General features: G+C 31.3%; 21 protein-coding genes, 2 pseudogenes and 1 riboswitch. Of the genes and pseudogenes, 20 read left to right on the top strand and 3 right to left on the bottom strand.

The window, feature by feature from the left end; translation table 11 throughout:
• Positions 1-68 precede the first annotated feature (68 nt).
• From C1I91_RS25630 to C1I91_RS25595, 9 genes and pseudogenes are all read left to right on the top strand, one after another.
• Entirely contained in the window at positions 69-2567 is a 2499-nt protein-coding gene (locus C1I91_RS25630; RefSeq protein WP_128215461.1) for an MBL fold metallo-hydrolase, read from the top strand.
• Positions 2568-2797: 230 nt separating this feature from the next.
• A pseudogene (locus C1I91_RS29655) lies at positions 2798-3097 on the top strand (AlbA family DNA-binding domain-containing protein); the annotation flags it as partial.
• 252 nt (positions 3098-3349) lie between these two features.
• The gene (locus C1I91_RS29650; protein WP_338032630.1) at positions 3350-4228 is read left to right on the top strand and encodes a Fic family protein; all 879 of its coding nucleotides are present in this window, start codon (positions 3350-3352) and stop codon (positions 4226-4228) included.
• 229 nt (positions 4229-4457) lie between these two features.
• A riboswitch (cyclic di-GMP riboswitch) is annotated at positions 4458-4542 on the top strand.
• A gap of 31 nt (positions 4543-4573) precedes the next feature.
• Positions 4574-5185, top strand: coding sequence for a response regulator transcription factor (locus C1I91_RS25620; RefSeq protein ID WP_164880664.1), 612 nt, complete (start codon positions 4574-4576; stop codon positions 5183-5185).
• A 923-nt stretch (positions 5186-6108) separates the two neighbouring features.
• Positions 6109-6801 (top strand): sugar transferase, encoded by a 693-nt coding sequence (locus C1I91_RS25615; protein ID WP_128215458.1) that lies wholly within the window; start codon positions 6109-6111, stop codon positions 6799-6801.
• 14 nt (positions 6802-6815) lie between these two features.
• Complete coding sequence (locus tag C1I91_RS25610) at positions 6816-8123, top strand: UDP-glucose dehydrogenase family protein (RefSeq protein ID WP_128215457.1); 1308 nt, start codon at positions 6816-6818, stop codon at positions 8121-8123.
• Between the two features lie 19 nt (positions 8124-8142).
• On the top strand, positions 8143-9192 hold the full coding sequence (locus C1I91_RS25605) for a mannose-1-phosphate guanylyltransferase (protein ID WP_128215456.1): 1050 nt from the start codon (positions 8143-8145) through the stop codon (positions 9190-9192).
• A 14-nt stretch (positions 9193-9206) separates the two neighbouring features.
• A complete protein-coding gene (gene gmd / locus C1I91_RS25600) occupies positions 9207-10292 on the top strand; it encodes a GDP-mannose 4,6-dehydratase (RefSeq protein WP_128215455.1) in 1086 nt (361 codons plus the stop codon).
• Positions 10293-10455: 163 nt separating this feature from the next.
• Entirely contained in the window at positions 10456-11025 is a 570-nt protein-coding gene (locus C1I91_RS25595) for an acyltransferase (protein ID WP_238475896.1), read from the top strand.
• A 129-nt stretch (positions 11026-11154) separates the two neighbouring features.
• Here the strand turns inward: C1I91_RS25595 and C1I91_RS25590 are convergent, their stop codons facing one another.
• Entirely contained in the window at positions 11155-11835 is a 681-nt protein-coding gene (locus tag C1I91_RS25590) for a tyrosine-protein kinase family protein (protein WP_128215454.1), read from the bottom strand.
• A gap of 13 nt (positions 11836-11848) precedes the next feature.
• On the bottom strand, positions 11849-12511 hold the full coding sequence (locus tag C1I91_RS25585) for a YveK family protein (RefSeq protein ID WP_128215453.1): 663 nt from the start codon (positions 12509-12511) through the stop codon (positions 11849-11851).
• Positions 12512-12722: 211 nt separating this feature from the next.
• Between C1I91_RS25585 and C1I91_RS25580 the strand changes: the two genes are divergently transcribed.
• The gene (locus tag C1I91_RS25580) at positions 12723-13097 is read left to right on the top strand and encodes a glycosyltransferase family protein (RefSeq protein ID WP_128215452.1); all 375 of its coding nucleotides are present in this window, start codon (positions 12723-12725) and stop codon (positions 13095-13097) included.
• An 85-nt stretch (positions 13098-13182) separates the two neighbouring features.
• Here C1I91_RS25580 and C1I91_RS25575 read toward each other — a convergent pair.
• Positions 13183-14485 (bottom strand): annotated as a pseudogene (locus tag C1I91_RS25575) (IS110 family RNA-guided transposase).
• Positions 14486-14902: 417 nt separating this feature from the next.
• Between C1I91_RS25575 and C1I91_RS25570 the strand changes: the two are divergent.
• The 10 genes from C1I91_RS25570 to C1I91_RS25525 are packed head-to-tail and all read left to right on the top strand — an operon-like array spanning position 14903 to position 26528.
• The gene (locus tag C1I91_RS25570) at positions 14903-15781 is read left to right on the top strand and encodes a glycosyltransferase family 4 protein (protein ID WP_238475895.1); all 879 of its coding nucleotides are present in this window, start codon (positions 14903-14905) and stop codon (positions 15779-15781) included.
• A 33-nt stretch (positions 15782-15814) separates the two neighbouring features.
• A complete protein-coding gene (fcl, locus tag C1I91_RS25565) occupies positions 15815-16744 on the top strand; it encodes a GDP-L-fucose synthase (RefSeq protein ID WP_128215450.1) in 930 nt (309 codons plus the stop codon).
• 52 nt (positions 16745-16796) lie between these two features.
• Positions 16797-17687 (top strand): glycosyltransferase family 2 protein, encoded by an 891-nt coding sequence (locus tag C1I91_RS25560; RefSeq protein WP_128215449.1) that lies wholly within the window; start codon positions 16797-16799, stop codon positions 17685-17687.
• Between the two features lie 17 nt (positions 17688-17704).
• Positions 17705-18847 (top strand): glycosyltransferase family 4 protein, encoded by a 1143-nt coding sequence (locus C1I91_RS25555; RefSeq protein ID WP_128215448.1) that lies wholly within the window; start codon positions 17705-17707, stop codon positions 18845-18847.
• A gap of 10 nt (positions 18848-18857) precedes the next feature.
• Entirely contained in the window at positions 18858-21152 is a 2295-nt protein-coding gene (locus tag C1I91_RS25550) for a glycosyltransferase family 4 protein (protein WP_128215447.1), read from the top strand.
• Positions 21139-21699: a serine O-acetyltransferase gene (locus C1I91_RS29280; RefSeq protein WP_128215446.1), complete on the top strand. Its 561-nt coding sequence runs from the start codon at positions 21139-21141 to the stop codon at positions 21697-21699. Before C1I91_RS25550 ends, C1I91_RS29280 begins: the two co-directional genes overlap by 14 nt.
• Before the next feature lie 18 nt (positions 21700-21717).
• Positions 21718-23193 carry an O-antigen polysaccharide polymerase Wzy gene (gene wzy, locus C1I91_RS25540; protein ID WP_164880663.1) on the top strand — a complete coding sequence of 492 codons (1476 nt, stop codon included), beginning with the start codon at positions 21718-21720 and terminating at the stop codon, positions 23191-23193.
• On the top strand, positions 23156-24169 hold the full coding sequence (locus C1I91_RS25535) for a glycosyltransferase family 2 protein (RefSeq protein WP_128215444.1): 1014 nt from the start codon (positions 23156-23158) through the stop codon (positions 24167-24169). The genes wzy and C1I91_RS25535 overlap by 38 nt, the downstream gene beginning before the upstream one ends.
• Before the next feature lie 2 nt (positions 24170-24171).
• Positions 24172-25476 carry a glycosyltransferase family 4 protein gene (locus C1I91_RS25530; RefSeq protein WP_128215443.1) on the top strand — a complete coding sequence of 435 codons (1305 nt, stop codon included), beginning with the start codon at positions 24172-24174 and terminating at the stop codon, positions 25474-25476.
• On the top strand, positions 25473-26528 hold the full coding sequence (locus C1I91_RS25525; RefSeq protein ID WP_128215442.1) for an O-fucosyltransferase family protein: 1056 nt from the start codon (positions 25473-25475) through the stop codon (positions 26526-26528). Before C1I91_RS25530 ends, C1I91_RS25525 begins: the two co-directional genes overlap by 4 nt.
• Positions 26529-26552 lie beyond the last annotated feature (24 nt).

The raw sequence follows: 26552 nt of genomic DNA, 5'->3' as shown, positions 1-26552 counted from the left end.
ATATAGGCAAGTTAAAACATAATATATTTAATTATAATTTAATAAAAAATTAGTGGACAGGTGGACAAATGAAGATAAATTTTTGTGGAGGCGCCTCAGAGGTTGGTGCTAGTTGTATTTTAGTAAATATAGATAATAAAAATATACTTTTGGATTGCGGTATTAGACCTAAGGGAGGAAAAGATCAATTACCTGACTTTTCTCAAATTCAGAAGCAAGGCGGTGTAGACTGCATCATAGTGAGTCATGCACACTTAGATCATACAGGAGCTCTTCCGATAATAAGCAGAGAGTACCCAGATGCAAGGCTTTATATGACTCATATGACAAAGGATTTAATAAGGGTGCTACTTTATGATAGCTTAAAGCTTATGAACAACAATGAAGGTGAGATACCTATTTATGCAGAGAAGCATGTACTTGATATGCTAGATAGAAGTATTTGCTATTCCCCCCAGTTTACCTTTAGGCCTTTTAATGATAATGATATTGAAGTTACTTTTTATATAGCAGGTCATATTGCTGGTGCAGTTATGATCTACATTAAGGGTAAAGAAGGAACCTTGCTTTATACTGGGGATATATCAGGAACTCCTCAAAGAACTGTAGCTGGTACCATGGTGCCAAAGCTTAGACCAGATGTGGTTATAACCGAGTCAACTTATGGAGATAAACTTCATGCCAATAGACAGATAGAAGAGGATAGATTAGTTGATACTGTAAGAGAGGTTATAAGTAGAAAAGGTAAGATATTGATACCAGCCTTTGCTCTTGGAAGAGCTCAGGAGGTTATTCTTATATTGAAAAAAGCTATGAATAAGGGACAATTGCCTAAATTCAAAATATATGTTGATGGTATGGTAAAGGATGTCAATAGAGTATATAAGCAAAATCCTAATTATCTTAGAGAAGAACTTATGAAAAAGGTTTTGAAAGGTACTGATATCTTTTATGATGATAATATAGTTCCTGTAGATAACAAAGACATAAGAAAAGAAATTCTAGATACTTCGGAACCTTTGTGTGTCATATCAAGCTCAGGAATGTTGACCGGAGGGCCAAGTGCTGAGTATGCTGAAAAGTTTGCAGCTAATGAACAGAACTATATAGCTATAACAGGCTATCAAGATGAAGAGGCTCCAGGCAGAGCCATAATTGAAGTATTAGAAGATACTGAAAGAGATAGGGTTATCAGTCTCAATGGAAGATCAGTGCCATTAAAGTGTGAAGTGGGAAAATACGGTCTGTCAGCCCATTCAGATAAAGGAGAAATTTTAGGTATCATAAATAAAACTACACCTAAAAAGATATTCTTAGTACACGGAGATAAAACAATAATTGAAAGCTTAGCAAAATATATAAATGAAGAGATATGGTCACAAATATATACTCCTGTGGGAGGAGAAAGCTTTGAATTTTTTATACAAAACCCAAGGAAGCAGATAAATCTAAAAGAAGATATTCCATCATTAAATATGACAGAGAAATTATCACTAGACAATATTGAAAGACTTTACGATTACTTATATAAAAACTATGGTATAGAAAAAGGCTATTTAATAGAAGAACTATTTTACATATGGAATGGGAAAAATGAATATCCAGAGGAAGATATAAAAGCCTTCAGAGACATACTTAATGCTACACCATATTTTGAAGTGAATAGCAGAAAATTATTTTTATATCATCCTGTAGAAGAAAAGGAAATAACTGAAGCTACAGAACTTCCTTTAGAGATGAATGCTATGTTTGAATACGTAGATAAAATTTTTCCAGCATCAACAGGTTTATATAAAAGAGGAGCAAAGTATGATGAAAAAATAGTGCTTTTATACTTTAACTTTCCAGATAAAGCAAAAGAGCTTTACAAAGCAGATTTTGAGGAAGTTGAGAAAAGTACAGGTTGGAGGATAGAGCTTAATGCTAACTGCAATACCTTAGAAGCTGAAGCCGTAATATATTCCTTACTTCCAGAAAATACTTCACTAACTAAGGTATCTTATCATAAAGAACAAAAGACCTTTGTTATAGAAACAAATAAAGTTATAGAAAGTTTTAATAAAATTCAGGAGAAATTTTATGAATTAACAGGAAATAAACTTATATTAAAAGCAGACGGAGTATCGATTGGTACTGCTGAACTAGAGCTAAAAGATAGAGCTAATAAGCTTGAACAAAATAAAACTATGGCACTAATAGATGACAGTTTTCTAGAGGCTAAACACAAAATATATAGAAAAAGCTTAAAACAAGAAAATGGAGTTAAATATATAGAGCTTAGCTTTATAACCTATGAAGTAGGCATCAGATATATTGAGAAAATAAAAGAGTTAGAGCTACTGACAAACTGGGATATAGTTGTAGGAAAAAATCCTAATCAAAATGAAATTATAAGGCTTGCAAAAGAGATATGCAGGAAGTATGATATAGCTTTACTTAAGAATCCTAGCGTTTTTACAGATACGAAGTTTGTTAAGCTTGTAGCAGAAATTAATAATGAAGTAGTCACTAAAGCTTGTAAGGAAGAATTTATGGAAGAAACAGGATTCGAATTGATTATTGGTTAATATTATTTATGTATCTTAAAAAAAAATGTTATACAACAATGTTTTTTATAGATTACAATATAGTATATAAAAAATTATACTATATTGTAATAGAAGTGGGTGAAAATATGGCATTGCCTATAAATATTTAACAGTTATTTGATGGAACTACAGTTGAATGGGAGCGAATAGAGTTTAAAACTGGATGGAATCCTAATGAAGTTATGCATACAGTATAAGCATTTGCTAATGACATAAATAATTGGGGATGTGGGTATGTAATTATAGGTGTTGAAGAAAACAATGGAAAACCCATATTACCACCATGTGGAGTAAATGAAGAGTCGATAGATAGGATACAAAAAGAACTATTGAATTACTGTAATTTACTTAAGCCAACATATTTTCCTATAGTTGAACCAGTTAGATATAATGATAAATATATTATTGTTTTATGGGCACCAGGAGGACAAAATAGGCCGTATAAAGCCCCAAAGGATTTTTATTCAAAACAAAAAGAATATAAGTTTTATGTTAGAAGATACTCAAATACTGTTCAGGCTAAAGAAGATGAAGAGAAAGAATTGTATAACTTAGCTGGTAATATACCTTTTGATGATAGAATTAGTTTTAATTCTGAAGTTTCAGATTTAAGAATATCTTTAATTAAAGAATATTTACACGATGTAAAGAGTGACTTATATGATAGGGCATCAGATATTTCCATAGATTTATTAGGTAGACAAATAAATATAATTGAGGGTGGTCAAGAATTTATAAGGCCCAAGAACATAGGTATATTAATGTTCAATGATGAGCCGCAAAGGTTTATACCAATGAGTCAAATTGAATTGGTCCATTTTTTAGATAGTTCAGCTGATGATAGTTTTATAGAAAAAATATTTACAGGACCTATTCATGAGCAAATAAGAAATGTTCTCAAATATATAAAAAATTCTATAATAAAAGAGAAAGTTATAAAATTACCTGATAAGGCAGAAGCAATAAGAGTTTTTAACTACCCTTATTCTGCTATTGAAGAGTCAATTGTTAATGCTGTATACCATAGAAGCTATGAAGAACGTAATCCAATAGAATTAAGAATAGATAAAGAAAAGATAGTAATTGTAAGCTACCCAGGGCCAGATAAATCAATACGAAAATCAGATATTGATAAAGGTGAAGTTATAGCACGTAGATATAGAAATAGAAGGATTGGTGAGTTCTTAAAGGAGTTAAAGCTTACAGAAGGAAGATCAACAGGACTTCCTAAAATAATAAAATCTATGAAAATAAATAAATCAGATCGGCCAGTATTTGAAACCGATGATGAAAGGACATATTTTTTAGTTAAGCTTTATGTTAATCCATATTTTATAGCTCAAGATGAGGCCCAAGATGAGGCCCAAGATGAGGCCCAAGACTTTAAAAGACATATAAATCAAATGAAATTAATAAATTTAAATATGAATAGTACTGAGAAAAGAATACTTCAGTTATTGTATAATGATGAAATGTCAAAAAAAGAAATTGCTGCAGCTCTAGGGTATAAAACCATAAATGGAAATTTGAAAAAATCTATTGAAAGACTTTTGAATGAAGGGCTTATAGAGTATACTATTCCAGATAAGCCGAAAAGCAAAAATCAAAAATATAGATATTGTTGTAAAAATGATTCTTAAATCATACTTGACAATTAGATTTTACAAATAAAAATGGTTCAATAAATAATAAATAGAAGTGATATAAACCTAATAAGTTTTAGGATATATCACTTCTTTTTTATGTTTTTTGCAATATTATATGTAATAAAATGTTTTTATTTGTTTGAAAATATAAAAATATAAAAGAAAAAAGTATTTTACATATTATGGAAGTAGTTGTAAAATATTGTTATGCAAATTTATGTGTCTAATCTATGGAAGCGTAGAGCTATACTCTTTATTTGGTCACTTTGAGTATGGGGAGCTAGTAGTGAAACCACTCCATCGCAGCATATATGTATTTATTCAAGGGGGGACATGAGGATGAAACTGCTTCTAGTTGATAAGCAGCCTATGATTAGAAGTGGGCTAAGATCTATAATTTCAAGTTATTATCCAGATTATATTATACATGAGTCATCAAGTGTTGATGAGTCCTTAAATATAATAAAGAAGGAAAAGCCACAGGTTATTATACTTGATATAGACTTATACTATGAGAGTGGGATTGATCTTATGTTTAAAGCAAAGGATATATTAAGAGAAGCAAAGTTCCTAGTATTCACTGCTGCTATAACCAAAAATGATTTTAATAAATGTGAGGAATTGGGCGTTAGTGGATATGTTATGAAGGATGCTTTGGCTGAGGATGTAATTTTTGCTTTAAACAGTGTATTAAGAGACAGAAAATATTATGATTCTCAAGTAGTTAAGACTATAAATAATAATAAAGAGGACAAGCTTTTAGAACTTTCTGATAGGGAAAAAGAAGTTATTGATGCAGTTGGCAAGGGTTTAAGCAATGCCCAAATAGCTTCTAAGCTTTTTATTTCTGAGAGTACTGTAAAAAAATATGTTTCTAATATATTGAATAAGTTAGGGTTTCGAAATAGAGCTGAAGTAATTTGCTTTTTGTATAATGAGTATGAAAGGTAAGTTAAGCATTATTATTGCAATACATTAGGATAATAGAGGTAGAGAAATCTACCTTATTACTATGCATAGAAATATAGAAATTTTGGTTATCTAAAGCAAGTAAATCTGAGCAACTGAGATAGCTTTTTAGGCATACATAAAAAGTAAGATAAATTAGGGGTAAATACTGAGTAAATTAATGATGAGAAAAGAACTACTGGAGGGATTCACTTTGGTGGTTCTTTTTTACTGTATATATAGGCAATATAATTTTTTCTTGGCTGAATCTAACAATATCAATGCTTTGGAGTAGATGTTTAGGGTAAACAGTAAAAAATAAAATTATGCCACTTGCCAGAATTTTTTAACATGTGTTAAGAAAAGGAATATCCGAAAATAAGTTCACTTAAACGTTTTTTTAGTGAGTAGATTAAAAGTTAATAACACCTTTGTTAAGAAATGAAGCACATTTGGTTATTGGTAAGTATATCTAAAATAGTTTATTTAACAAAATATAAATATATAACGATTACTGTTAAGAAAATGCTAAATATTTTTTACTGTAGTGACATGGAAAAAATGTAATAGATTGAAATTACTAGGTTTAAGGAAGGTGTATGGTACTAAAGTACCATCCCTTTTACTACTTTAAGCTGAAATAAAGTATACTTCTTATGGAAGAAAATTTCCAAAAAGTGGAATAGAATTTTTATATGGAATTATTTGTAATAAAAAATTCATAAAGCAAAAAAAAGTATAAATGTGGCCTTTATTTAATTGCTATATTTAAAGACCATTAGGAATATTATTATTTTTTAATCTTAAAACAATGAATTTTTTTATTTAGTAACTTGCAAAGAGTCTAGTTATTAGTTGCTTTATGAATTGTTTATAAATAACTTTATAAAATTTTTGTAATTATCGAACTTTCGGGGAGTGTTTGTATGGAAGAAAAATCTCTACTTACGTCTGAAGCTTCAGAAGCAGCAAGTTATGAAGAAATTTTTACTGAAATTACAAAGGATAAACCAAAAACTCTTTATCTGATATTAAAGAGAGTTATTGATTTGTTAGGTGCTATTTTTGGTCTTATAATAACTAGCCCCATATTAATTGTTGTGTCCTTGTTCATAAAATTTGAAAGCAAAGGACCGATACTTTTTAAACAAAAGAGAGTTGGACAAGATGGTCGTGAATTTGAAATGTATAAGTTTAGATCAATGGTTACTAATGCAGAGGAACTAAAGGAAAAGTTAAAAGAGAAGAACGAGATGAGTGGTCCAATGTTTAAGATGAAAGATGATCCTAGAATAACTAGAGTTGGACGCTTTATCAGAAGAACAAGCATAGATGAACTTCCTCAACTATTAAATATATTTAAAGGAGAGATGAGTCTAGTAGGTCCAAGACCTAGTCTTCCTAAAGAAGTTAAATATTTTGAAGGCTGGATGCTTGAGAGATTAGTTGTTAAGCCAGGACTTACATGCTACTGGCAGGTATCTGGTAGAAATAATATTGATTTTAAGGACTGGATGAAACTTGATATTAAATATGTGAGAGAAAGAAATCTTTGGATTGATATAAAACTTATTTTTAAGACTATAAGAGTTTTATTTGGTGATGATAATGCAAGATGAGGGGGAATGAAGTTATGAAAATAGTAGTTGCTGGAACAGGATATGTAGGTTTAGTAACAGGAGCTTGCTTATCACATGTGGGTCACAAGGTGACCTGTGTGGACATAGATGAGAATAAGGTTGAAAAGATGAAAAAAGGCATATCACCTATATATGAGCCTGGTTTAGACCAACTTCTAAAAGAAAACTTTGAGGCAGGTAGACTAGACTTTACAACTGACTATAAGAATGCATACAAGGATGCAGACGTGATATTCATAGGGGTTGGAACTCCTGAGAGAGAGGATGGCTCGGCTAATCTACAGTATGTTTATGGTGTTGCAAAGCAGATAGCTGAAAGTCTAGAGAAAGACTGCTTAGTAGTTGTAAAATCAACAGTTCCTATAGGAACAAATGACAAGATAGAAGAATATATATTAGAAAATCTGAAGGAAAAGGTAAAGGTTGAAGTTGCCTCTAATCCAGAGTTTCTATCTCAGGGAACCGCTGTTAAAGATACCTTGAGGGCTAAGAGAATAGTTATTGGGGTAGAATCTAAGGAGGCTGAGGGTATTCTTAGAGAAGTATATGAGAGGTTCAATCAACCTCTAGTTGTAACCAATAGAAGAAGTGCAGAAATGATTAAATATGCATCTAATGATTTCTTAGCATTAAAAATATCTTTTATTAATGAGATTGCCAATCTCTGTGAGGTTGTTGGCGCAGATATTGAGGATGTTGCAACTGGCATGTCTTATGACGATAGAATAGGCAATAAGTTCTTAAAGGCTGGTATAGGCTATGGAGGTTCATGTTTTCCAAAGGATACAAAGGCCCTTCACTGGCTTGCTGCAGATCATGGCTATGAACTGAAGACTGTTAAGGCTTCAATAGAAGTAAATGAAAATCAAAAATTTAGAATGATTAGAAAAGCAATACAGAGGTTTGACTCTCTTAAAGGGCTAAAAGTGGCTGTACTTGGGCTTACCTTTAAGCCTGGTACAGATGATTTGAGAGAATCTCCTTCAATACCTAATGTAAGAAGATTAATTGAAGAAGGTGCTGAGGTTAGAGCTTATGATCCTGTGGGAGTTGACAATTTTAAAAGAATATATCCTAAGGACATAGAGTATGTATCAGCACCAGAGGATGCTATTAGGGATGCTGATGTTGCCTTTGTATTTACTGAATGGGATGAAATAAAGCAAGTTAACCTAAAAAGATATAAGGAACTTATGAATAAACCTGTTATATATGACGGAAGAAATTGCTATGACTTAGATGAAGCTGTAGATGCAGGGGTTGAATATTATTCTGTAGGAAGAAAAGATATAATAGCTTAATAATATGGAGGAAAACGCTATGCTATGTGCACTTATTATGGCTGGTGGAAAAGGAACACGCTTTTGGCCACTTTCTACCGAAGATAAGCCTAAGCAGTTTTTGAACCTGTTAGGTGATGAAACAATGATTCAGATGACTGTAAATAGGATAAAACCACTTATTCCATTAGAGCGAATTTTTATATGTACTGGAGAAAGATATGTGTCTTTGGTAAAAGAGCAGCTTCCAGAGATACTTGAAAGAAATATAATCGTAGAGCCAGAAGGAAGGAACACAGCTCCATGTATAGCTCTTTCTTCCTTTATAATAGAACGCTACTATAAGGATTCTACTATGGTAGTGCTACCATCAGATCAGCTGATAAAGGATGAGAAGAAGTTTTTAGAGGTTATCAGTGATGGTAATCTGTATCTAAATTATCACAATAATGAGATTTTAACCTTAGGTATGACTCCTGATAGGGCTGAAACAGGGTATGGATATATAAGAGTTTCAGAGGAAGTAACAAGAGTCAATGATAATGAAGTAGTAGGGGTAGATGCTTTCGTTGAAAAGCCTAACCAAGAGAAGGCGGAGCAGTATTTAAAAGCTGGTAACTACCTTTGGAATGGAGGTATGTTCCTTTGGAAAACAAAATTAATATTAGAGCTTATTAAGGAACATATGGAAGCTACTTATGAAGCACTTAGAGGTTTAAAACATATTAGTGAAGATTTAATAAGTGGATATGTTAGTGAAAACTACAGTAAAACAGAGGCAACATCCATAGACTACGGAATACTTGAAAAGTGTAATTCTATAAAGGTTATCCCATGCACCTTTGGATGGGATGATGTGGGGAGTTGGAATTCCTTAGAGAGATATAGAGAAAAAGATAAAAATCATAATATTTGTGATGAAAATATAAGAATAGTTGATTCGACTAATAACATCGGTATAGGACATAAAAAGCCAATAGTTTTTTATGGACTTGAAGATCTTTTCTACATTGAAACTGATGAATTAATAGTTGTAACTAAAAAAGAAAAAATGAATGAAATAAAAGTATTGAAAGAAAAGATAGGGTAGGGGGATTTATTGTTATGGTAAAAAGAGCATTGATTACAGGAATTACAGGACAGGATGGATCTTATTTAACAGAGTTATTACTAGAAAAGGGTTATGAGGTACATGGAATAATAAGAAGACATAGCACCATAAATACAGGAAGGATAGATCATTTATATGAAAATCCTGAGATAGGTGGAAAGAAGCTTTTTCTTCATTATGGAGATCTTACAGATTCAAGTAATTTAAATAGACTCATAGAAAAGATTAAGCCAAATGAAATTTATAACTTAGCAGCACAGTCCCACGTAGCAGTATCCTTTGAGGTTCCAGAGTACACTGCTGAAGCTACAGGAGTAGGAACTATAAGATTATTAGATGCTATTAGAGAAACAGGAATTAACTGCAGATTCTATCAAGCCTCAACTTCAGAGCTTTTCGGAGGACTTCCTCATACTGCTCCTCAAAGTGAAAAAACACCATTCTATCCTAAGAGTCCTTATGGAGTAGCTAAGCTTTATTCTTACTGGATAACTGTGAACTATAGAGAGTCCTATAATCTTTATGCTTGTAATGGAGTGCTATTTAACCATGAATCTCCAAGAAGAGGAGAGACTTTTGTAACTAGAAAGATAACAAGAGCAGTTGCATCTATAATGGCTGGAAAGCAGGAAAAATTATCTTTAGGAAATCTTGATTCTAAGAGAGACTGGGGCTTTGCTGGAGACTATGTAAGAGCTATGTGGCTTATGCTTCAACAAGAAAAACCTCAAGACTATGTTATAGCTACAAATGAAACTCATACTGTAAGAGAGTTTGTAGAGCTTTCCTTTAATGAAGTAGGTATAGATATAGAATGGACAGGTAGCGGTGTTGAGGAAAAAGGAATAGACAAGGCTACAGGTAAGGTACTAGTTGATGTTAATCCTAGATATTTTAGACCAGCAGAGGTTGAGCTTCTATGGGGAGATGCTAGAAAGGCTGAGAGTGAGCTTGGATGGAAGAGAAATGTTTCCTTTAGAGAGCTTGTAAGAATGATGGTAGATGGAGATATGAAGGAAATAGCAGGCAAGAGCATAGAGGATTATCTTGCTGAGAGAGAGGTAGCAGCAGCCAAATAAACTGGTATATATTAAGAAAGTAATTCATTAATATTAGGCTGTGAAGTCTTATAAAGACTAAAGTTAACACCTTATACTTTTTGAATCTAAAGTTAAGTCTTATGGGTCAATAAAGTATAAGGTTAGTTTGTATACTTATTATTAATTATAGGTAGGTGTTAGATTGCTTAAGCTAAAAACAAATTATTATAAGATACTTTTAAGAATGAATAAAGTTATTTACGGTAAAAACTTAAGCTTAATAGGTCTTCCTGTTATATTTAAGCAAAAAAACGCAAGGTTAAATATAGGAAGTAATTGTACTATAAAGAGTGATTTTTTATCAAACCTAGTGGGTTTATTTCAAAGAACCATAATTGTTGCAAGAGCTGAAGGAATAATTGAAATAGGAGATAATGTTGGTATTTCTGGAGCTACTATATATAGTAGAAATAGAATTGAAATAGGTAGTTATACCAATATTGGAGGCAATGTTAAAATACTAGATAACGATTTCCACCCAATTGATCCAGAAAAGAGAAGAGAGAATGATGTGGATAGTATAGACAGTAGACCAATTAAGATTGGAACTAATGTTTTCATAGGGTGTAACTCAATAATACTTAAAGGTAGTGAGATTGGTGACAATTGTGTTATTGGTGCAGGCAGTGTAGTTTCAGGAAAGTTCCCTGACAATACTGTAGTAGCAGGTAATCCAGCTAGAGTAGTTAAGACTTTAAGCTTAAAAATATAGTATCAAATCTTGTAGTGTAGGACGGAAAAAATACTTCTTCTACACTATTAATTTGCCTCAATTTAAGGAAAGTATGATTAAAATATAAAACTGACTACAAGTTATAAACTCATAGTCAGTTTTTTAATATTAGAATGCTTTAATTTTATCGTAATTTTTGTAGTAAGTAGAAGAAACTTTCTTAGGCACATCATTAATTATAGAACCTATAATCCTGCCATTAACTTTGTCCACTATTTCTTTACACTTTATTATGGACTGCTTATTTGTTTTTCCATACTTTGAAACTATTATAGTTCCGTCATTGATGGCTGAAAGAATCTGACTATCTGCAAAGCGTAGAATAGGTGGTGTATCTAAGATTATTAAGTCAAAGTTTTCCTTTAGCTCAGATATAAGGTCCAACATTATGTTGCTAGAAAGCAGTTGAGAAGGATTGTTAGGGGTATTGCCACTAGTTAGCACATATAGATGTCTTGGTTCGCATTCCTGTACACAATCCTGAAGCTTATACTTGCCTAAAAGTATATCAGATAATCCAATGGTATTGGTCAAATTGAAATGTTTATGAATACTTGGATTTCTGAAATCACAGTCTAGCAATAATACTTTTTTATTACTTTGGGAGAAGGAGGTAGCAAGGTTGCATGCTACTGTACTTTTTCCCTCTCCAGAGTTTGATGAAGTAACCACTATTGATTTTATTGAATTATTTAAATAAGAATATTGTATGTTAGCTCTAAGTGCACTGAAGGCTTCTGTATCTAGTTTAGTTAGTTTTACATGTTTATTTTTTGATTTTAATGCCATAAATAAATACCTCCTATTTAGTAGAGCTTGGAATTATACCTAACACTGGTGCACCAAGCAACTTTGACAATTCATCTTCATCTTTTACTGTACTATCAATATATTCATGTAAGAATATTATTACAATTGAAAGCATTATTCCTATGACGAATGCAACAGTTAAGTTAAGTCTTGTATTTGGAGAAAAGGCTGATGAAGGATCTTGAGCCTCGTCTATAACATGTAAGGAATCTGGCTGTACTAAATCTTTAGTGACGTTTTTCAGTGAAGTAACAACCTGATTTGCCATAGGAGCTACAAGAGTTTTATCTGAAGACATTACTGTTATTGTTAGAAACCTAGAGTCTTTAGAAGTTGTTGCTGATATCATTGACTGTACTTCACCTGCTGATATCTTTAAATTAAGAGAATTCATAACATCTGTAGCTACTTTCCTCGTAGAGGCAAACTGAGCATAGGTTTCAGCTAAGTCCTGGTATAGATTTAAGTCATTCATACTAGGCTTCTGATTTGATGAAAGATTCTCATCTCCAATTATTAGCAAGGTAGATGCCCTGTATTGTGGCTGAAGATAAAGCTTTGTTATTCCGTAGGTAACACCAGTTACCAATACTGTCACTAAGATTAAAAACCACAATCTCTTTTTGATGATAGATAGAAAATCCTTTAGTTCCATAAATAAAACACCTCTTAAACTATAAACTTTATTGTAAAAATATGTAATTTAATAATAATATATATTGGTCAAGGTGTAAACAATAAAATTACTTAATTTACATAAAATAATACTAATGTAAAATATTGACAAATAACAGAAAGTTATATAAAATTTATACAATGCATGAAAATTATTAATTATATTTACATCAAGGAATGAGGAGGGAAGTATGAAAAAGAAGCTACTTATATATGCACACTATTACTACCCAGATGTAGCTTCGACAGCACAAATACTCACTGAGCTAACGGAAGGCTTAAGTAGTGAGTTTGATATCACTGTTATATGTGTTGTGCCAAGTTATGGGGGAAAGATTGAAGATCAATACAAGAGGAAAAGATTTTTTTATGAAGATTATAAAGGGATGTCAATAATAAGGGTTAGAGTTCCTGAGTTTCATAAGGGAAATAAAATAAGCAGGATAAAAAATATAATGGCTTACTTCTTTAACTCTATCTTGGCTACTACTAAGTTAAGTAAGCAGGATTATGTATTTACTATATCTCAGCCACCTATATTAGACCAGCTAATAATAGTCAAGTAAATTTATAAAAAAATATTTTTCGAAAAAAAGGGTATAGCAAACAAACCGTTTTAAAACACGAACGGTTACAAAAATTGGAATATAGTTAAGCGACCTTGTTTAAAGAATTATTTTCTAAAAACATTTGTTTATGTATTTTAGGATCTCTTTGCTCAAACGGAGTTTGATTTCGGAGAACAGCAAAAATATAATTTATAATCTTATGCATTATAGCTATTAAGGCGATTTTAGGCTTTTTACCTTTCATATTTATTTGATAATAGTCTAATAGAACTTTGTTTATAGGAATTCCATTACGATTGTTACGAATAGATGCTAATGCAACAGCATATAATGCTCTTCGACCGAAACGAGTTCCTCTTTTTGAAATTTTTTATTATCGCCCTTAAAGTTACCTGACTCATTAACTGAACTATCAATACCAAAGAAAGCAACAAGGTGTTTTGGTTTAAGAAAGCCATCAATATCACCTATTTCAGCTATTAAGGTAATAGCTGTTAAGCGTCCTATACACCGGAATTGAATCAATTAAGTTAATATTATCTCTAATTGAATTAGGAAATGTTTCAGAATTTATAAACGTATTAATTTGCTCTAATATAGTATTTATTTCTGATTCAATAGTCTTTATTAAAGTTATAGTACTATCTATTTTGACGGCTAAACCGTCTAACGGTAAGCCAATGATTTTAGCTTCTTTAGCAGCATTAGTCAATTTAGAATATATATTTTCGGCCCATGCAATGCCTTTTTTAGAGTTGGTAAGGAAAATTGTAATTATATCTTCCTTAGGTGCATCTAAAATTGATTGTGGCGTTGGATATTGACTTAAAAGCTCAAGTGAACTTTTAGAGTTAGAATTTTGAAAATATAGTATTATATCCGGAAAAATAACTCTTAAATCAGCAGATAATTTTTTCTTAAAAGTAGAGCAAGTATCTGTAAGTTTATAATATTCTCTTACAAGATTTTTCAGAAGGAAAACATCAAGATCAAGCTTTTGAGATAGCTTAATATTTTGAAATTTTCCCTATTGTTGCAATAGATAAAGAGTCTTTTTTATCATTTTTCACTTTTCTTATGTCTCCATTTTTGTTAGACTTAGTAACGAGTGGATTGATAACAAATGTGTTATCAAAATTATTATTAAGATAGTGGAAAAGAGATAAGTGGTACACACCAGTGGACTCCATGAAAATTGCCGTTTTCATGTTAAACTCTTCTTCCACTTTTTTTATTTCATTAACTAAGTGGTCGAAACCATTGAGGTCATGTTTTATCTTAAAGGGTTTCTTATGGATATCACCATTCGGAGCGAGTATCGCAACATATGAAAAATCAGCTGAAACATCAATTCCTACTACAGGACTATAAAAAAATTTAGACATTGTATATATCTCCTTTTAATTAAATTTTAGAGATAGAATAGAACTTCCACTCTATCAGATAGCTTATAACCTTGTTTGTGACACGGGTAATTCCAGAATGGAAACCCAACCAGCTAAACATAGAATTCTACCTGATGGAACGATACGCTAATTTACGGGTATAGGTTCTAAAAGACCTCCCAGGAGGGGTACATCTATCTTCTATTCAGGAGTATTATACTAAACTATATTAAATTTGGTTAGATTCCTTTTGGAATTTAAATAAAAAACTATTTAAGATATGAAATGCATAATCCCTATCGGGGCGTAGGCAAAGTAATAAATAAGAATATTAAAAATAATAAGAAGTGTAATGTTCGTTAGAAAGATAAATAGTTTTCTATCAAATGTTACAACTAGATTATACAAGGTGGGGTGTTGGGTGTTATTGGCAGCAAACTAAAAAGAGCTAAACTTATATATAATATTCAAGACTTCAATCCTGAGCAGACTGAAGCTGTAGGGTATTCAAAAAATAAGTTCATATTAAAGCTTGCAAAAAAAGTTGATTGTATAAGTTGCAAGAGTGCCTCTCAAATCATTCTTGTTGGAAGAGACATGGAGGAAACCTTAATAAAGAGACTAAGCAAAAAAAATATAAAGGATGTAGCCATAATTAATAACTGGATAGATGAACAGGAGATTTTTCCATTAGATCAGTACAACTCTAATGTAGTAGATTTTAAGAAAAAATATAACCTTACTAATAAGCTTACAATTATGTACTCCGGTAATCTGGGACTTTACTATGATCTTGAAAACATAATTAAAATAGCAGACCGATTTAAAGAAAATAATCAGGTCATTTTTGCTTTTGTAGGTGATGGATCTGTTAAAGACAAGCTCGTGAGTTATGCTGAAGGTAATGGATTAGATAATGTTGTCTTTATACCTTATCAAGATAAGGCTGACTTAAACTATTCTCTAAATGCTGCGGATGTTCACTGGGTTATAAATGCAAAAGGAATAAAGGGAGTTTCAGTACCTAGTAAGTTGTATGGAGTAATGGCAGCAGGTAAAAGTGTATTAGGTGTACTAGAACATGGTTCTGAAGCTAGAAGAATAATCGAAGAAGCCAATTGTGGTATATGTATAGATCCTGGTGATTATGAAGGGATATATGAAGCCTTACTAGATATTATAGAAGGAAGGTTAGATATAAAAGCAACTGGGATTCTAGGAAGAAGATTCTTAGAAGCCAATCTAAAAAAAGAACAGTCAATTGAGAGATATAAAGAAAAAATTCTACAAGTGTAATATAAGCATATTTATTGATAGGAGGAGATTTGATTGAATAAAGATAGCAAGATATATGTAGCAGGACATAGAGGACTAGTAGGATCAGCCATAGTAAGAAATCTTAAGAAAAAGGGCTATAACAACCTAATATATAGAACTCATCAAGAACTTGATTTGACTAACCAAGCAGAAGTAAGAGAGTTTTTCCAGAGAGAAAAACCAGAATATGTTTTCCTAGCAGCTGCCAAGGTAGGTGGAATAAATGCTAATAACACCTATCCAGCTGACTTCATATATGAAAACCTAATGATTGAAAGCAATATCATAAAAGCTGCTCATGACTATAAGGTGAAAAAGCTTCTTTTTCTAGGGAGTACATGTATATATCCCAAGATGGCACCCCAACCAATAAAAGAAGAATACCTACTAACAGACTCTCTTGAAGAAACTAATGAGGCTTATGCCATTGCTAAGATAGCAGGACTTGAAATGTGTAAGTTTTATAAAAAGCAATATGGAGATAACTTCATAAGCTGTATGCCTACAAATCTTTATGGACCTAATGATAACTTTGATTTAAACAATTCTCATGTGTTACCTGCACTCATAAGAAAATTCCACGAAGCTAAAGTAAATAATGCTCCTAATGTAGAAGTTTGGGGAACAGGAAAGCCACTAAGAGAGTTTTTATATGTAGATGATATGGCAGATGGATGCGTATTCCTAATGGAAAACTATGATGGACTACAGCATGTAAATATTGGTACAGGTGAAGAGTTAAGTATTGGTGAGCTTGCTCAAATAGTTAAAGAAGTTGTTGGGTATGAAGGAAATGTTGTGTTTAATAGTTCAATGCCAGATGGGACACCTAGAAAGCTTTGTGATGTAAGTAAACTGCGTGAGCTTGGCTGGAGACATAGTGTCAATTTAAGAGATGGTCTGAAAGTCGCTTATGATTGGTTTAATGAAAATTACAATTAATATTTAGATATAATTTAGATCGGAAAATATAAATAAATGAGGTTGTATAAGTATGTTAGATCTAACAGTAGTAATACTAACTAAAAATGAAGAAGAAAACTTATGTAAATGCATTGAATCCTTTAGAGGTATTGCCAAGAGATTTGTTATTGTAGATAGCTATAGTACTGATGGGACAAAGCTATTATGTGAAAAGTTAGGTAAAACTAATGAGATAGGTTTCTATGAAAATAAATTTATTGATCATGCGACTCAACTAAATTGGGCATTCAATAATACTGAGATTACTACAAGTTGGACAATGCGTATGGATGCTGATGAGGAGGTAACACCCGAATTAGTAGAGGAAATGGTAAGCAAGCTACCATTAGTTGAAGATACTATAAAGGGAATCGTATTGAAAAGAAGAGTTTATTTTATGGGAAGATGGATTAAACATGGAGGTAAGTATCCAGAACTACTTTTAAGAATCTTTAGAACTGGATTCGGAAAGTGTGAGCAAAAGCTTATGGATGAGCACATTGTAATATTAGAGGGAGAACTTACCACATTCGATAATGATATTATTGATAACAATAATAAAAGTTTGGAATGGTGGACACATAAACATAATTGGTACTCTAATAGAGAAGTCTTAGATTATCAATTAAAAGTATCAAATAAAGATGATAAGGAAGAGCTATCTAACAATGGGTTAAATAGTGCTCAAGCCTTTAGAAAAAGGGTTATTAAAAATAGAGGATATTATAAATTACCGCTTTTTTTTAGAGCTCATATTTATTTCATATATAGATATTATTTAAGATTAGGTTTCTTAGATGGAAAAGAGGGCAAGATATATCATTTTCTTCAGGCCTATTGGTATAGATTTTTAGTAGACTCTAAACTCTTTGAGTGTAGTAAGTTTAATATAACATTAAATGAACCAGGAGATTTAAAATAGTTGATTAAGGAGATAAGATGAAGAAAAAAGTATTGATATTAAATGGACAATATATTCCGGGCTATAAAGGCGGTGGCCCAATACAGTCATGTTTGAATATGGTTGAAAATCTTGCGGAAAAGTTTGAGTTTTTAGTACTAACAGCTGATAGGGATTATAAATCAGATAAACCATATGAGAATATTAAAATTAATCAATGGAACTGCGTTGGACAAGCGAAAGTTTTTTATATGAGTCCTGAAATGCAGACATTAGGTGGATTTAGAAAACTTCTAAATGAGACTGAGTTTGATAGTATTTACCTTAATGGTTTCTTTTCTCCAATATTTACAATAAAGCCTCTTATATTAAGAAGATTAGGTAGATTAAGAAAAGTCAATATAATTCTTACGCCAAGAGGTGATTTTACTGGAGGTTGTGAAAATAAGAAAATAAAGAAGTACACCTATATATTACTTTGTAGGCTTATTGGTTTGTACAGAAACGTAAGATGGCATGCTACTAGTAAGCTAGAAGAAAAAGATATAAAAAAGAGGTTTCCAAAGGCAGATGTTTTTGTTGTACCAAACCTACCAGCTAAGTTTGAAGTTAGGGAGCCAGCAATACATAAAAGAACTGGTGAATTGAGGCTAGTGTTTGTTTCACGAATATTTCCTAAGAAAAATATTAAATTTGCACTAGAGGTTCTTAAGAAAGTAAAGATAGGGAATGTTATTTTTGATATATACGGTCCTATGGAGGACAAAGCTTATTGGCAGGAATGTGAAAATATTATAAAAGAACTACCTGAAAATGTTAAAGTATCCTATAAAGGAGAAGTTTCACATAGTGAGGTTCCACATATATTTGAGAAGTATCATGCATTTTTTTTCCCAACCTTAGGAGAAAACTATGGACATGTTATAGTTGAGGCAATGATGAATAACTGTTTGATGATACTTAGTAAGGGGGTAACTCCTTGGGATGATTGTGATGGAAATGGAGGATTTATTGAAAGCCTTTCTAATAAAGATGGGTTTAGAGATATTATAGGTAGATTAGTAGATATTGATGATAAAGAGTTTAGAGAATTAACTTGTAAAAATAGAGAGTATGTGTTGAGAAAAATTAATTGTCAAGAAGATATAAAAAATTACTATATACATTTGCAATCTAAATAAGGGTGATAGTATGAAAGTTTTATATGTAACAACTGTACCTGCACCATATAAAGTTCAATTTTTTAATGAACTTGGAAAACTATGTGACTTAACAGTTATATTTGAGTTAGACAATGTAAGCTATAGAGAAAAGAGTTGGATGGAAACAAATTTTGAGCATTTTACCCCTATCTTTTTAAAGGGCTTTAAGATAAGGGATAAACGTATTTCATTTGGAGTAATAAGCAGTATTAAGAAAAATAACTATGATTTTATCATAATAGGAGTATATTCAACCGTTTCTCAGATGATAGCACAATTATATATGAAGCATAAGAGAATACCGTACATCATTAGTTCTGATGGTGGATTGATAAAACAGGAGAGAAGAGTTATCTACAATATTAAAAAGTATTTTATTGGCTCTGCTCAAGCATGGCTTAGTACAGGAAAAACCACTAATGATTATCTAGTTCATTATGGTGCTGATATTAATAGGGTGTATACATATCCATTTACATCCATTAGTGAAAAAGATGTTTTAAATGAGCCTGTAACAAATTATGAAAAAGGTTCATTAAGAAAAAAATTAAATATTGCAGAAAATAAGGTTATCATTTCTGTTGGTCAGTTTATTTACCGTAAAGGGTATGATATCTTACTAAAAGCCTGTATGAATTTGGATAAATCCATAGGTGTATATATTGTTGGAGGTAAGCCTACAGAAGAGTATATCAATATGCAAAAAGAAATGAAGCTTACTAATGTTCATTTTGTAGATTTCATGGAAAAAACACAGTTAGCGGAATACTACAAGTCTGCCGATCTTTTTGTACTGCCAACTAGGGAAGATATTTGGGGGCTAGTTGTAAACGAGGCTATGGCTTATGGATTACCTGTTATTACAACGGATAAGTGTGTAGCAGGAATAGAAATGGTTCATGAACAAGAAAACGGAGCATTAGTTAATAGCGATGATGAAAAACAGCTTTTTGCAGCTATAAGAGAATTCATGGTAGGAATGAATGAAAAGGTAAGTTTTGCAAGTTTAAATGTGGCACAAAAATATACCATCGAGTCTATGGCTGAAAGACATAATGAAATTTTTGAAAGTATATTAGGAGAAGAGCAAATGAGTGGTATTAATGAGAAGCCCAGAAGAGTGTTACACGTTATTCCTGGGTTTGGGGGAGGCATATCCTCAACAGTTAGAAATCTAGTAAACTCAATAGACACTAATAAAGTTATAATTGATGTTGTAAGCTTTTCTCATTATAGTGAGGATTTTGCTGAAGAAATCGTAAAGAAAAGCGGAAGGTTATTTACTTTAAGAAAGATAAGGATTAGAACATTATTTAGGAGTATTAAAGAATATTGCTCAATTCTAAATAGCAACGAACCGTATTATGCTGTCCATATCCATATAATTGGATTTAAAGGAATGTACTTTTCTATATTAGCAAGAATATGTGGAATTAAAAATATTATTATACATGGACATGCTACAGCAGATAAAGGAAGTGAATTTTGGTATAACAAATTAAAGATGGTGGTATCTAGGCTAATAACAAGAGTATCTGCAAATAGGCTGGCATCTTGTAGTAAGTTAGCGTCTCAATACATCTTTGGAAATTCTGTTGTAAGTAAGGGAAAGGTAATGCATATACCAAATAGCATAAATGTTGATAAATTTATAAGCGATATAGGGGAAGAAGAAAAAGTAGAAATTAAAAGTTCTCTCAATATTGGGGAAAATTCTTTAGTTATTGCTCACATAGGACAGTTTGGGTATCAAAAGAATCATGATTTTATGGTGAATATTATTAAGAGAATGAAAGAACTAAATATTAAATTTGTATGGTTATTTATAGGAGTTGGGAAAGAGAAGGAACGTATAGAGGCAGAAATAAGTAAGAATAAATGTGAAGATGTAACCAGATTTTTAGGTAGACGTGAGGATGTTAATAGGCTATTGAATATTATAGACATAACAGTATTGCCATCGCACTTTGAGGGATTACCTACAGTTACTATAGAGAGCCAAGCAGCTGGAGTGCCAACTGTAATATCATCATCAATAACAGATGAAGTAGATATGCACTTAGGCTTGGTCAAGTACTTGTCGTTAGAGGAGGAAATAGATGTATGGATTAAAGCGATAATTGAAATGTCAAAGGTAAATATACCAGATAAAGAAACTAGGATAATTTCTCTACAGAGAAGAGGATTTACAACAGAAGCAGCAGCCAAATTATATGAAGCATATATATGGGATAAGGTATATTTCTATAACTTAGGAGATGAGATCATAAGTGGGGTGTTGTGATTTTATCAAGGCAGATTTGTATAGGTATTGTGGAAATACAAGAATAAAGGATTTTATAAAACAATATTTAACTGCTGAAGGCTTCAGATTCTCTGTTTGGTTAAGAATATGCTGTTTCGCTAAGAAAAAAATCTATACGAAGTACACTATATTCCCAGTAGCGTTAGTGTTTTTTAAACATTATAAGTATAAATACGGATATGACATTTCATATAATGCTGACATAGGACCAGGCTTACTAATTTTTCATATATCTAATATTGTTTTAGCGCCTAAAAAAGTTGGTAAAAATATGACTATCTCACAAGGGTGTACAGTAGGTATGGTTATTAAAGATGGTATTAAGGAGTTTCCTATTATTGGTGACAATGTTTATATGGCTCCAGGATCGAAGATTATTGGAGGAATTACTGTAGGTAATAACGTGGCTGTAGGCACAAATTGTGTTCTGAATAAATCAGTTGCTGATGATGCCGTTGTGGTAGGGATACCAGGGAGAGTTATATCTTATAAGGGTGCAAAAGAATATGTTAATAATTCAATATAAATGGAGAAATATTTGATTATGAAGATTATGATTGGTAAATTTAATTTAATATTAATAGGTTTAAGTGCACTAATCTTTGGATGGGCATATATATTTACAGATTTGAATAAGGTAAGTAACGGATGGGAATACAGGATGGCTATTTTTTCTACAATTCTAGTTGTTTATTATATCGTTGTTTGGAAGTGTATGAGGTTTGCAGTTGTTTCTCCTAAGTTCTTTGTTTTATTAAGTCTTTGGCTATTTCATATTTCTCTTGTTATCGTCATGGGATTTAATCTACATGAATACAATAAATATATTATGCTTTATAGATATGGAGAGCAGAATTCCTGTAATGCCTTATTTTTTTCTAATATGGTAATAATCTTTTATGTTTTTGGTCTGATAGTATCTTCTAAGAAAAATAGAAAGTTAAGGTTAGATAAAGATATTGATAGTGCTTTTGAAGCTGAGATTTGTAGAAAGGTAGGTATAACCCTTTTTTTGCTTTCCTTACTACCAACTTTGTATAGTAATTATGTCCAGATATCAGCAAAGATAGCTGATGGATATACTGGAACTATGTCTGCGGATACTTCATTTCATGGTATTCCTTTAGGTTGGTTTACAAAGATGTTTTTACCAAGTATTTTACTTTTAATGGCTAGTTACAAAAATGATAAGAAGAAATGCTTAAGGGTTATGATACCAACATTAATATATTATATAGCGTTTATGTTTTTTACAGGTAGAAAGGGTAATACAATACAGACTATAGTTCCAATACTGATTATATATTTCTATTATTTTAAACCTAAAATAAGGATCTTTAATATAGTAATAGTTTATTTAGGAATATATATAGTTACTATAGTAACAAAAACTAGAAGCATGAGTGTTGATGCGAATTTTTGGATTCAACTAAAAGCTGTTATTAAAGAAACTAGCCCTATTAGTGACTTGATGCTGGAGATGGGGGGAACTATTAAGTCTGTTATTCAGATGCAGCTTGCAGTACCCAAAACAGGTACTTACTTGTTTGGTATTACTTATATATTCGGGGTTATTTTTTCAATCTTAAATACTGGGTTAAAATTAAATGTTGTTATGCCGCTTGCTAAATACTCGGTATTTGCAGAATATCTAGCTCAGCCACAGAGAGGAAAATATATAAATGATACTGTAGTTAGTATGGGAGGATCCTGTATAGCTGAGTGGTGGTGGAACTTTGGGTGGTTTACATTAATTTTTGTATTAGTATTTGCCAAACTAGTTTTGCTTTATGAAGAGAGAATAGAAAATGTGTTATATAATCCTACTAAGTTTGCTATGTGGTGTTCATTCTTATATTATCTTATGAGATATACTAGGGGATATGTTACAGACATGGTTTGGGATCCTATATTTATATTCTTGTGTATATCATTTATGTATAAGTATTTTAAGAGTAGAGTGAGAAGTGGAGAATGTAATTATGAAGGAAATAGTATCAGTAATTGTACCGGTATATAACGCTGAAAAATCAATAGAGAGATGTATAGCAAGTGTGATAAGTCAAACCTATAAATATATAGAAATAATCGTAATTGATGATGGAAGTAATGATAAAAGTGGATCAATAATAAATAATTTATGGCAAGACAATAAGCAAATTATATATATAAGGCAAGAAAACAAAGGCGTAAGTGCTGCTAGAAATAAAGGAATTGATAGTTCATCTGGGAAGTTTGTTTTTTTTCTTGATGCTGATGATTGGATTGAAGAAGATTGTATTGAAAATATGATATCAATGATGATAAAAACAAATTCAGATTATTGTTTTTCGGATTGGTATGTTGAGGGTAATTTTGGAACTAGGATAGATAGCTTAAATAGAGATTGGAATGTTTATTTTGATGCAGATGAGCTATATAGGTTTTATATTTTGAATAGATATGGGTGTGCTCCTTGGGGAAAGCTATATCGACTGGATATAATAGTTGAAAATAAAATAAGTTTCATAGAAGGGCTTCCATACGCAGAAGATTATTTATTTATTTTGAGATATTTATCTTTTGCTAGCATATGTTCATATATTAATAGACCTCTTTTACATTACGATTGTTATGAAGCTGGTGCAGGTGCAAAAGTTCGTAAAAATTATTTTGATTTACAGGTTAGAGTTGAGCGGTACAAGCATGAAATAGTACGTTCTTCTAATAAATATAAAGAATATGATGACGAGCTGTTAAAAATATCAAAGTTAAAATCATATGTAGTTTCTCTGGCTTACCTGCAACTATTATATGAAGGTTTTGATCTTTGCCGTAGTCAGGCTAAAGAAATTATAAATCTAATAAATTCTGAATGTTCTCGTTCGCTAATTAAGAAAGCTAATTTTAGTAAAATTAATAAAATATATGCATATCTTTCTTTTTATAAAAGTGATATGGCAATTACATTACTAACAATATTTTCAGTAAAAATAAAAAGATTAGTGAGGTCTTAAATATGCAAGAAGATAATAAGTATAAAGTAATTGTTGCTCATCCTGGTAAGCAGCATTCTTTCAAAACTGCAACTGCATTATATGAAAAAGGAATGCTATTTAATTATATAACTACTGTATATGACAAACCTGGAAGTATAACGCACTTTGCTAACAAACTTTTAACTGGGAGTGATAAAAAGAAGGCTAAATCTAGAAGGTCTGATACACTACCTGATTCAAAGGTATATCAGTTTTTTGAACTTTATGGACTTATTAATATATTTCTACCTAGGCTCAAGTTTTTATCAAAGTATAAATATTGGTGGAATAATTGGTTAAATGACAGATTTGGAAAAAAGGTTGCAAAGTATGCTATAAAGAATAATGTTGATGCTGTTATCTCTTATGATTATAATTCACTAGCCCTTTTTGAATATCTAAAAGCAAAAGCTCCACATATAAAAAGAATTTTAGATGTGTCAATAGCAAATAGAATTTATGCAAAAGATGTTTTTCAAAGAGATGTAAATAAAACAGGAGAGACTGGGGTTTATAGTGAAAACCTCGACGTATGGGAAGAAAGTAGTCTCAATAGAGTAAAGAATGAAATTGATTTGGCATCTCATTTTCTTGTCCCTTCTCAAATTGTAAAAGAAAGTTTGATATTTAGTGGTGTAGAAGACAATAGAATTTCGGTTGTTCCTTATGGTGTAAATACTGATCAGTTTTCATATGTAAAGAAGCAAACAATTCATAAACCTCTAAAACTATTATATGTAGGTGGAATTATATATAGAAAAGGAATTCATCATTTGTTAAACATTGCTGAAATACTAGGACCAGATGTTGTTGACATTAACTTAGTGGGTAAATATGATACTAATTCATGCTTGTACAAGCGAGGAAGTAAATTAGATAACGTTAGATTCCTTGGATTTTTAACCCATGATGTTTTATTTGAGCAGTATAGAGAGTCTGATTTTTTTATATTTCCTAGCTTATGTGAGGGGTATGCTTTGGTTATGTTAGAAGCTCAAAGTTGTGGAATGCCAATTATATGTTCAGACCATTCAGGTGGAAATGATGATATAATTAACGGATTCAATGGATATGTATTTCCTGCAACAGATGATGAGGCTTTAATTAAATGTATTAAGAAAATTATAAGCAACCCTGACTGTATTTCTTATATGAGTGAAAATGCAAGAGAAACTGCAAGTAAAATGACCTGGGAAGCATATAATAGTTTGTTAATTGATACTGTTATAAAAATTTTGAATAAAGCTTCATATGAAATTACTATGAGTGAGGTGAGTCAAAATTGAATAAAGTTATTAGAGAGTTTTTAGATTCTCATCCAAAACTAGATTATATACAAAGAGTAATTCGGTATTATAGAAACTCTGAATTTAGGGAAGATGTACTAGCATGGCATGATAATCCAGGAATTATTAAAATAGATTCATATGGAAACAAAAATTCAGATATTATTATCTATTATATAGAAATTGATAACCCTAAGTCTGGTTTCTTTGCAGTATACAAAAACCTGCTTGAACACTTAGTTTTTGCAGATAGATATAACATGATACCCCTGGTTAAGTTCCCATCAGGATGGCTTTATTCCGATGATATAAGGGAGGATAGTAATCCCTTCGAGGAATATTTTATTCAATATTCCAATCTATCAATTGATGATGTATTTGTATCGCAAAATGTTGTTAAAGCTTGTTATTATCATAAAAATTTAGTAAATGATGGTGAAAATAATGGAACATATTATGTGGATACAGATGAAAAGTTAAAGATTCTTGGCAATATTAATAGTAAGTATATAAAACTTATACCAAGAATTGAAGAGGAAATTAATGAACAAGTTAAAAGCATTATTAATGAAAAAAAGGTATTAGGCGTACATATTAGAGGGACAGACTATAAAAAAATGTTTAATGGTCATCCAACATATATTACGCCGGATGAATATGCTTTGGAAGTTAATAAAGCATTTGATAGTGGATTATATGAAGCTATATTTTTAGCTACAGATGATTCCAGTGTTATAGAAAAATTTTCTGAGTTATATGGTGAGAAGTTGTTATTTTATAAAGATGTTAGTAGATCTGATGGGGAAGTATCAGTATCAATGATAAACCAAAATTCTAAAAATAGTAAACATATGCTTGGTGTTGAAGTAATTAGAGATATGGTTACTTTATCTCACTGTAATGGGATTATTGGTAATCTTTCTATGGTTTGCACCTGTGCTCAGATTGCTAAATATGGACGTAATGAAGTTTATGATACCAAGGTAATCCTTTCTAAAGGACTTAATCAGAATAATAATCAACTAACAAGTTTTGAAAAATCATTAAGCTGATTTCTAATAAAATAAGTGTATATT

This window comes from Clostridium manihotivorum (genome assembly GCF_004015185.1).
In the GTDB taxonomy this organism is placed as follows: domain Bacteria; phylum Bacillota; class Clostridia; order Clostridiales; family Clostridiaceae; genus Clostridium_AR; species Clostridium_AR manihotivorum.
The sequence above is the reverse complement of the archived record's forward strand: the minus strand, read 5'-3'. Positions and strand labels throughout refer to the sequence as shown.